Below are 1,643 nucleotides of genomic sequence, written 5' to 3'. Positions count from 1 at the left end.
GGTAAGCCGTGTGCGGGAAAACCGCACGCACGGATTGAAAGGGGGATGGGCGCGGAACAGCCGTCGGCAACCGGGGGACCACGACCGGTTCCCCCGGGGGCCGTACCGCCGCCGCCCGTCAGGACGTCGGCACCGGCGTCACCCGCTCCGCCGTCCGTCTCCGCGTCCAGGTCCCCCCATCGGCCGCACAAGACGCCGGCACCGACGGCCGCGGGCGACGGACCGAAGACCACCCGGTGGTACACCTCGACGGCCGCGACCGCCGCCGCCCGGCGTATGGCCGCCGCCGGTACGGTCGGTGATGCCGCGTGCTCCATGGCGGCCGTGGGCCGGCCGGACCCCCGCCTTCTTCCGCGGAGCAGCCGTGTCGGCATCGGGCACCACGGCGACTACTGGTGCCTGATCTGGTGACCCGGGGCGTGCCGGTGGCGGCGGCGCCGGCACGTGGGTCACACGGCTGCCGGCACCCCGAGTGCGTACGGTGCGAGCGTGCCGACCGCCTGTGGCGGTCGCGCGGGGCCGGGACGCCGCCCCGGGGCCGGAGGGGAATGCCGGGCACCGGCTGAGGGCCTTCCCCGGCCGCATCACGGCGTAGGCTGCCCTCGGCACGGACACGGCTGGGTGGGGGAGCACATGACGGCTGGGACGGTCCCGAGGTGGGCGTCGGCACTCGATACGGTGGTGGTGTACGCGCAGGGCGCGCTCTGCCGGCGTCTGGCCCGGGGTACGGTGCCGGCGGGCGGGCGGATACGGGTGACGGGGCTCCCCCGGTCGCTGGACCCGGACTCGTTGCGGGCCCGTGTCGTCGGCACGTCCGGGGTGCGGGTCACCGAGGCCCGGGTGGAGGTCGAGGCAGGACCCGAGGACACGGACCGCCCCGGCACCCTGCTGCGCGAGGTGGAGCGGCTGCGCGACGACTGTGCGGCGGCGCAGGGCCGCCGGAACCGGCAGCTGACCCTGATCGAGGAGATCAGCGCGGTGCGGCCGGTACCGCCGCCGCGCAAGCGCGACGGCCCCCACCGCCGTACCCCGGTCGACGCCTGGCTGGAACTCTCCGATTTCGTCGACGAGCGCCTGACCGGACTGCACAGCAAGCTCCGCGGACTGGAGGAGGAGCTGCGCCGGGTCGAGCACGAGCTCACCGTCGCGGTGGACCGGCTCTCCCGTGCCTCCACCGATGCGCCGGCGGCGCACGTCGCCACCTCGTTCGGCGCCGTCCTGACCCTGGACGGCACGGGTGAGGCGGAAGTCGAGGTGGAATACGGGGTGCCCGGCGCGGTCTGGGCGCCGGCCTACCGGCTCACCTACCGTCAGGGCGGAGACTCCGGACGTTTGTTGCTGCGGGCCTCGGTCGCCCAGCGCACGGGCGAGGACTGGACCGGGGTGCGGATCGCTCTGGCCACCGCCGACCTGCGCCGCCGCACCGATCTGCCCCGGCTCCGTTCGGCCCGTATCGGCCGCAGCCAGCCCGCCCCCGCCCCGTCGGGCTGGCGAGCGCACCCGGCGGGACTGAACGGTCTCTTCGCCGGTTACGACGGGGCGGGTCCCCGACCGGACGCGGCCGCGCCTTCGCTCGCCGGAGCCGCCGTGCCCGTGTCCTCGGCCTTCTGAACGCCGACAGCCGTGAGGACGACCTGGAGGAA

General features: G+C 75.5%; 1 pseudogene. It reads left to right on the top strand.

From position 1 onward, the window contains the following. Positions 1-633: 633 nt before the first annotated feature. Positions 634-1,593: pseudogene (locus B9S61_RS02290) on the top strand (DUF4140 domain-containing protein); the annotation flags it as partial. Positions 1,594-1,643 lie beyond the last annotated feature (50 nt).

The organism is Streptomyces sp. SM1 (genome assembly GCF_002910825.1).
Classification (GTDB): Bacteria; Actinomycetota; Actinomycetes; order Streptomycetales; family Streptomycetaceae; genus Streptomyces; species Streptomyces okerensis.
The sequence above is the reverse complement of the archived record's forward strand: the minus strand, read 5'-3'. Positions and strand labels throughout refer to the sequence as shown.